The 7,535-nt window shown below is 72.6% G+C and carries 7 protein-coding genes; 3 read left to right on the top strand and 4 right to left on the bottom strand.

Features of this window, described 5'->3' with window-relative positions; all coding sequences use genetic code 11:
• From ABD126_RS37995 to entS, 4 genes are all read right to left on the bottom strand, one after another.
• A partial coding sequence (locus tag ABD126_RS37995) for a condensation domain-containing protein (protein WP_343940413.1) occupies positions 1–1,552 on the bottom strand: 1,552 nt, incomplete at its 3' end.
• Between the two features lie 2 nt (positions 1,553–1,554).
• Entirely contained in the window at positions 1,555–1,761 is a 207-nt protein-coding gene (locus tag ABD126_RS37990; protein WP_343940411.1) for an MbtH family protein, read from the bottom strand.
• A gap of 52 nt (positions 1,762–1,813) precedes the next feature.
• A complete protein-coding gene (locus tag ABD126_RS37985; protein ID WP_343940409.1) occupies positions 1,814–2,617 on the bottom strand; it encodes an alpha/beta fold hydrolase in 804 nt (267 codons plus the stop codon).
• On the bottom strand, positions 2,590–3,855 hold the full coding sequence (gene entS / locus ABD126_RS37980) for an enterobactin transporter EntS (RefSeq protein WP_343940407.1): 1,266 nt from the start codon (positions 3,853–3,855) through the stop codon (positions 2,590–2,592). The genes ABD126_RS37985 and entS overlap by 28 nt, the downstream gene beginning before the upstream one ends.
• A 67-nt stretch (positions 3,856–3,922) precedes the next feature.
• Here entS and ABD126_RS37975 point away from each other — a divergent pair, with 67 nt between their 5' ends.
• From ABD126_RS37975 to ABD126_RS37965, 3 genes are read left to right on the top strand one after another with little or no spacing between them, the layout of a single operon-like run.
• Complete coding sequence (locus tag ABD126_RS37975) at positions 3,923–5,524, top strand: (2,3-dihydroxybenzoyl)adenylate synthase (protein WP_343940405.1); 1,602 nt, start codon at positions 3,923–3,925, stop codon at positions 5,522–5,524.
• Positions 5,521–6,534: a FecCD family ABC transporter permease gene (locus ABD126_RS37970; RefSeq protein WP_343940403.1), complete on the top strand. Its 1,014-nt coding sequence runs from the start codon at positions 5,521–5,523 to the stop codon at positions 6,532–6,534. Before ABD126_RS37975 ends, ABD126_RS37970 begins: the two co-directional genes overlap by 4 nt.
• On the top strand, positions 6,531–7,499 hold the full coding sequence (locus ABD126_RS37965) for a FecCD family ABC transporter permease (protein ID WP_343940401.1): 969 nt from the start codon (positions 6,531–6,533) through the stop codon (positions 7,497–7,499). Before ABD126_RS37970 ends, ABD126_RS37965 begins: the two co-directional genes overlap by 4 nt.
• The last annotated feature ends 36 nt before the right edge of the window (positions 7,500–7,535 follow it).

Genomic DNA, 7,535 nt, shown 5'->3' with positions numbered 1-7,535 from the left:
ACGACGGATCCAGCGGCAGATAAGCCGCGCCGGCCTTCACCACACCCAGAAGAGCCACGACCAGGTCCAGCGAACGGTCCATCCGCACGCCCACCACGTGACCAGGGCCCACACCACGACCCGCCAAGCGGCCGGCCAGCTCCGACGCTCGCGCGTCCAGCTCCGCGTAGGTGGTGCCGACACCCTCGAAGACGACGGCGGTGGCGTTCGGGGTGCGGGAAGCCTGTGCTGCCAACAACTCCGCGAGGGTCGTGGCGGGAACCGGGTGCGTGGTCGCGTTGGGGGCGGTGACCACGCTCGCGTACTCGGCGTCGGTCAACGGCCGCAACCGGGCCACCGGCAGGTCGGGGGTCGCCACGAAACGGCCCAGCACGTCCTGCACGCGTTCGGCCACGCCGGCCACCGCCGCGCTGTCGAAGCGGGCCGGGTCGTGGTCGAAGCGCAGCGTCACCGTCTCGCCCGGGACCACCAGCAGCGCCAACGGGTAGTGCGTCGCGTCGCGCACCTCGACACCGGACAGCGGCGAGTCGGCCAGGTCGGCGCCGGGGTAGCTCTCGAACACCAGCAGGGTGTCGAACAGCGGCGACTGCCCGGCCGCGCGCTGGATGTCGGCCAATCCCAGGTGCTGGTGGTCGAGCAGGGCGGCCTGCTCGCGCTGCACGCGGGTCGCCAGCTCCACCAGGGTTTCGGCCGGGCGCAGGCGGACGCGGGTCGGCACGGTGTTGATCAGCAGGCCGACCACGGACTCGACGCCGGGCACGTCGGGGTGCCGGCCGGAGACGGTCGCGCCGAACACCACGTCGTCGCGGCCGGTCAGGGACGCCAGCACCAACGCCCACGCCGACTGCACCACGGAGTTCAGGGTCAGGCCGCGCTCGCGCGCGAACCGGGTCAGCGCCGCCGTGCTCGCCACCGACAGCGTGAACTCGGTGCGCCGCGGCAGGCCCGCGCCGGTCGACGAACCCACGAGAGTGGGGCCGTCCAGGTCGGCCAACGCCTCGGACCACGCGGCCGAAGCGGCGGCGGTGTCCTGTTTGGACAGCCACGTCAGGTAGTCGCGGAACGGCCGCACCGGCGGCAGGTCCTCGTTGCCGTACAGGGCGAACAGCTCCCGCACCAGGACCGGCGCGGACCAGCCGTCCCACAGCAGGTGGTGCGAGGAGATCACCAGGGCGTGCTCGTCGCCCAGGCGCACCAACGTGAACCGGGCCAGCGGCGGGCGTCCCAGGTCGAACGGCTCGGCGCGCTCGGCGTCCAGGAACGCCCGGAAGTCCGCCGGGTCCTCCACCACGCGCCACGGCACCTCGACGGTCCGCCGCACGACCCCGACGAACTGGCCCGACGCCTGCGTGCGGAAGGACACCCGCAGCACGGAGTGCCGCCGCACCAGGGCGACCACGGCCCGGTGGAGCCGCTCGGCGTCCACCGGACCGGCCAACCGCAGCACGGTCTGCACCGTGTAGACGTCGGTCTGCTCGCCGAGGAGGGCGTGGAAGACCATGCCCTGCTGGAGCGGGGTGAGCGGGAGAACGTCCTCGACGCTCTTCGACACCGTCAGCGCTCGCTCTCGACCAGGCTGCGCGGCCTCAGGTCGACCCAGGCGGCCTCGATGTGGGCCAGGCACGCCTCCCGCGAGTCCTCGCCGAACACGACCCGCCAGCCGGCGGGCACCTCGGCGAAGGTGGGCCACAGCGAGTACTGACCCTCGTCGTTGACCAGCGCGAAGAAGCGCCCGCTGTCGTCGTCGAAGGGGTTCGTCACGGCAAGCCTCCAGTGCGAGAAGTTAACTGAGGCTTACCTTAGTAAGGGCGGACTAAGGGTGTCCAGCGGCGAAGAAGGTGAGAATCGCGGAGTTGACCTCGGCGGGTCGTTCCAGGTAGCCGTAGTGGCCGCAGCCCTCCAACAGCACGAAGTCCGCCGTCGGGATCGCGTCGGCCACCTCGCGGCCCAGGTGCGCGGGCAGGCGGACGTCGTCGGCGAACCCGATCACCAGGCACGGCGTCCGGATGTCCCGGTAGGCCTCCAGCCGGCTCTCGGTGATGTCGAGGTCGAGCTGGCCGCGCAGGCCCGGTGTCCACAGGATCGGCGACAGCTCGAAGATGTCCAGCCACTGCCGCACGGCCTCGTCGTCGTTGAGCGTCGCCGGGGACAGGTTGCGCAGCGCCCGGTTCACCGCCTCGTACCGCGGCGGCAGCGCGATGTCCTTGTCCCGCAACTCCCGCTCGGCCGCGCCCATCGCCGCGCGCATGGCGTCCGGACGGCCGCGGGTGGCCATCAGGACCGCCTGCGACACCAGGTCCGGCCGGGCCAGCGCCAGTTCGGTGACCACCTGCGCGCCCATCGACGTGCCGACCAGCCGGCACGGCCCGAGGTCGAGGTGCTCGATCAGCGCGGCCGTGTCGGCGACCAGGTCGTCGATGGTGAACCCGGGCGGGGACGGCGTGATCCCCCGGTTGTCGAAGGTGACCGCCCGGTACCCGGCCCCGACCAGCGCGGGCACCTGGTGCAGGTGCCAGACCTTGCCGGTGGCGCCGGTGCCCATGACGAGCACGACCGGGTCGCCCGAACCCCGGACGTCGTAGGAGATGGTCAGGCCGTTGAGGCTCGCGACGGCCACGGTTCCCCCCGCAGGTCGGCCCGGCGCAGCGCGGGCATGGTCAGTGCCACCAGGCACACGCCCAGTATGCAGACGACACCGCCGGCGGCGACACCGATGCCGGGCCCCAGCAACCGCGCCGCGAGGCCGGCTTCGGCGCTGCCCACGGCCGGGCCGCACGTCGCCTGCGCGAGCCACAGGCTGCTCACCCTGCCCTGCAAGCGATCCGGGGTGTGGTGCTGCAACAGGGCGCGCCGCAGGATCTCCGACGTGGTGTCGCCGACGCCGGCGATCACGAGGCACAAGAGAGCAAGCCAGAGGTTCCCCGCCAGGCCGAACGCCGTGATCGACACGCCCCACAACAACACCGACGCGATCAGCGCGCGCCCGCTGTGCTTGAACCGCCCCGTCCACCCGCTGAACAAGCCGCCCACGAACGCGCCCACCGCCGGCGCGGTGAACAACAGGCCGACGGTGTACGCACCGCCGCCCAACACCTCGTCGGCCATCTGGGGGAACAACGCGTACGGCATCGCGAAGACCATCGCCCACAGGTCGATCACCAGCAGGCCGCGCACGACGGCGTTGCCGCGCACGAACTTCCAGCCCTCGGCCAGCGACCGCAACGGGTGCTGCTGCTCCTCGTCGGCGGACTCGGCGCGCATCGACGGCAACCGCCACAGCAACGCCACCGCCGCCACGTACCCGAGCGCGTCGATGGCGAAGCACGCCGCCACGCCCGGCCCGGACGCGATGACCCCCGCGATCGACGGCCCGACCATCGCGCCGAACTGGCTGGTCAACGTGATCAGCGCGCCCGCGGCGGTGATGTGCGCGGGCGAGACCAGCGTGGGGATCACCGCCATCAGCGCCGACCCGCCCAGCCCCGCGACCGCGCCCGCGAGCACCGCGGCCACGTAGACGAACCACAGCGCCGGGGACGGGCTCGCCGCGTTCACCGCCAACCCGCCCAGCACGACCGCCACGATCCCGCGCGAGCCCAGGATCAGCTTGCGCCGGTCCACCCGGTCGGCCAGCACGCCGCCGGCCAGCAGCCCGACCAGCAGCGCCGCGCCGAACACCAGGCCCACCAGCCCGACCTGGACCGAGGACCCGGTGATTTGGTAGACGTGCAGGTTGATCGCGACGTTGGTCAACGCGGTGGTCAGCACGGTCACCGTCTGCGCGGCGAACACCAGCCGGTAGGCGGGGTCCGTGCGCAGGGGTGAGATGTCGATCACGAGTTCGCCGAGGCGCACGGCACCTTCCCTCCGATATGTCGGCTAGCCTAACCTAACTTTCGCGAGGCGATCTAGGGAGTCGACGATGCTGGACGGCTGTGTGCCCTGGCCCAGTGAGCTGGTGGAGCGGTACCGGGCGGAGGGGTACTGGACCGACCAGTCCCTGGACGTGTTGCTGCGGGGCGGCGCAGAACGGCACCCCGAGCGGACCGCGCTGGTGGCCGCCGACGGCGCCCGCTGGACCTACGCCGAGCTGGACGCGTGGGCCGACCGGATCGCCGCCGGGCTGCACGGCCTGGGCCTGGGTCGCGACGAGCGCGTGGTCGTGCAGCTGCCCAACGTCCCCGAGTTCGTGGCGCTGTTCTTCGCGCTGCTTCGGGTTGGCGCACTGCCCGTGCTCGCCCTGCCCGCGCACCGCGAAGCCGAGATCGTGCCGCTGTGCGAGCTGAGCGAGGCGGTCGCGTACTTCATCGCCGACTCCGACGGCGACTTCGACTACCGCGAGCTGGCGCGGACCGTCCGGAAGGCGGCGCCGTCGCTGCGGCACGTCTTCGTCGTGGGCGACCCCGCCGAGTTCGAGGCGCTGCCCGAGGCCGCGCCGGTCGAACTGCCCGCGCCCGACCCGGTCGCGCCGGCGTTGTTCCTGCTCTCCGGCGGCACCACCGGGACGCCGAAGCTCATCCCCCGCACCCACAACGACTACCTCTACAACGCGCGCGCGAGCGCGGAGGTCTCCGGGTTCAGCGAGAACACGGTGTACCTGGTCGCGCTGCCCGCCGCGCACAACTTCGCCCTGGCCTCCCCCGGCCTGCTCGGCGCGATGGCCGCCGGCGGCACGGTCGTGCTCGCGCCCGACCCCAGCGCCGACACCGTGTTCGAGCTGGTCGAGCGCGAACGCGTCACGGTGACGGCGGTCGTGCCGCCGATCGCGTTGCTGTGGATGGACGTCGTGGAGTTCATGGACGCCGACCTGTCGTCACTGGAGCTGCTCCAGGTCGGCGGCGCGAAGTTCAACGCCGAACCCGCCTCCCGCGTCCGCGAGACCCTGGGCTGCGACCTCCAGCAGGTGTTCGGCATGGCCGAGGGCCTGCTGAACTTCACGCGCCTGGACGACTCCGACGAGCTGAAGACCACCACGCAGGGCGCGCCGCTGTGCCCGGCGGACGAGGTGCTCGTCGTGGACGAAGAGGGCGAACCCGTCGCGCCCGGCGAGAGCGGCGAGCTGCTGACGCGCGGTCCGTACACGCTGCGCGGCTACTACAAGGCCGAGGCGCACAACGCGCGGTCGTTCACCGAGGACGGCTTCTACCGCAGCGGTGACGTGGTGCGGCAACTGCCGTCCGGGCACCTGGTGGTCGAGGGCCGGCGCAAGGACCAGATCAACCGGGGCGGCGAGAAGATCCCCGCCGAGGAGCTGGAGAACCACCTGCTCGCGCACCCGGCCGTGCACGACGCGGCCGTGGTCGGCATGCCCGACGCGGTGATGGGCGAGCGGACCTGCGCGTTCATCGTGCCCAAGGGCGACGCGCCGACGTTGCGCGAGGTCACGGCGTTCCTGCGGGAGCGCGGGGTCGCCTCCTACAAGCTGCCCGACCGGCTGGAGACCCTGGAGTCGTTCCCGCTGACCAAGGTCGGCAAGGTCAGCAAGGTCGAGCTGGCGCGCAGGCTCACCGGGGCCGCCGGGTGAGCGTCACCGCCCCGGCGCGGGTCGCCGTGCCGAGCCGCAGGGTGTTCGGGCTGGTGTGCGGGCTGGTCGCGCTGGTCGCGGTGGCGTTGCTGAGCATCGCCGTGGGCTCGCGGTCGATCCCGTTGGGCACCGTGCTGGACGTGCTGTTCGCCCGGGACGGGTCGGACTCGGCGTTCGTGGTGTGGGAGCTGCGGATCCCGCGCACGCTCATCGGCATCGCGGTCGGCGCGTCGCTGGGGGTGGCGGGCGCGTTGATGCAGGCGTTGACGCGCAACCCGTTGGCGGACCCGGGTTTGCTGGGGGTCAACGCGGGGGCGTCCACGGCGGCGGCGCTGGCGATCAGCGTGTTCGGGCTGACCGACCTGCGGGTGTTCGTGTGGTGCGCGTTCGGCGGCGCGGCGCTGGCCGGGGTCGCCCTGTACGCGATCGCCGGGCGCGGCGGCGCTTCGCCGGTGCGGTTGGCGCTGGCGGGCGCGGCGGTGTCGGCGGCGTTGACCGGCATCACGCAGGCGGTGATCCTGCTCGACCAGCAGGCGTTGGACCAGATGCGGTTCTGGACCGTCGGGTCGTTGGAACGGGCCGGCTGGACGACGCTGGTCGAAGTGCTGCCGTTCTTGGCCGTGGGGTTGCTGCTCGCGGTCGCGATGGGTCGGCCGCTGAACGCGTTGTCGTTGGGTGACGAGGCCGGGAAGGCGCTGGGCGCGCACCTCGGGCGGACGCGGCTGGTGACGCTGGTGGCGATCACGTTGCTGGCGGGCGCGGCGACGGCGGCCGTGGGGCCGTTGGTGTTCGTCGGGTTGGCCGTGCCGCACATGGTGCGGGCGTTCACCGGGCCGGACGAGCGGTGGGTGGTGCTGTACTGCGCGGTGCTCGCGCCCGTGCTGTTGCTGCTGGCGGACGTTTTGGGTCGGGTCATGGCCCGCGAGGAGATCGACGTGGGCGTGGTGACGGCCCTGCTGGGCGCGCCGGTCTTCCTGTGGCTGGTGCGGCGCGGGAGGGCGCGGGCATGACCCAGCGGTCGTTCTCCGTGTCGCTGGCGCTGGTGGCGGCGATCTTCGTCATCGGGGTGCTGGCGCTGGGCACCGGAGCCATTCCCGTTGCACCGCTGGACGTCGTGCGCACGTTGTTGGGCAACGGCAGTCGCATCACCGACTTCGCCGTGCTGGACCTGCGGCTGCCGCGCGTGCTGATCGCGCTGGCGGTGGGCGCGGCGCTGGGGATGAGCGGGGCGGTGTTCCAGAGCCTGTCGCGCAACGCGTTGGGCAGCCCCGACATCATCGGCTTCAACTACGGCGCCGCGACCGGTGGCCTGTTGGTGATCCTGGTGTTCGGGGGCAGCGCTACGACGGTGTCGGTCGGTGCGCTGGTGGGCGGCTTGGTGACCGCCGTGCTGGTGTACGTGCTGGCGTGGCAGCGCGGTGTGCGCGGGTTGCGGTTGGTGCTGACCGGGATCGGGGTCAGCGCGATCCTTCAGGCGGTCAACTTCTACCTGATCGTCAACGCCGGGGTCGCGGACGTGACGCGGGCGACGGTGTGGCTGACGGGGAGCCTGAACAACCTGGGCTGGCCGCAGTTGTGGCCGCCGGTGATCGCGCTGGCGTTGCTGGTGCCGGCGCTGCTGTTCGGGGCGCGGTGGCTGGAAATGCTGGAGATGGGCGACGACGCCGCGCGGGCGTTGGGCGTGCCGGTGGAGGGCAGCCGGGTTTATCTGTTGGTGGTCGGGACGGCGGCTTGCGCGGTGGCCACGGCGGCGGCCGGCCCGATCGCGTTCGTGGCCCTGGTCGCGCCGCAGGTGGCCAAGCGCTTGACCCGCGCGTCGGGGGCGGGGTTGCTGCCCGCGGCGTGGGTGGGGGCGTTGCTGGTGCTGGCGGCGGACTTCTCGGCCCAGCGGTTCGCGGGCAACCTGCCGGTGGGCGTGGCGACCGGCGCGTTGGGCGGGGTGTACCTGGGCTGGCTGCTCTGGCGCCGGCGCTGAGCCTCGACGTGCGACGGCGCGCCTCCCGCGTGGGGA

Origin of the sequence: Saccharothrix mutabilis subsp. mutabilis (assembly GCF_039521145.1) — a bacterium.
Lineage (GTDB): Bacteria > Actinomycetota > Actinomycetes > Mycobacteriales > Pseudonocardiaceae > Actinosynnema > Actinosynnema mutabilis.
The sequence above is the reverse complement of the archived record's forward strand: the minus strand, read 5'-3'. Positions and strand labels throughout refer to the sequence as shown.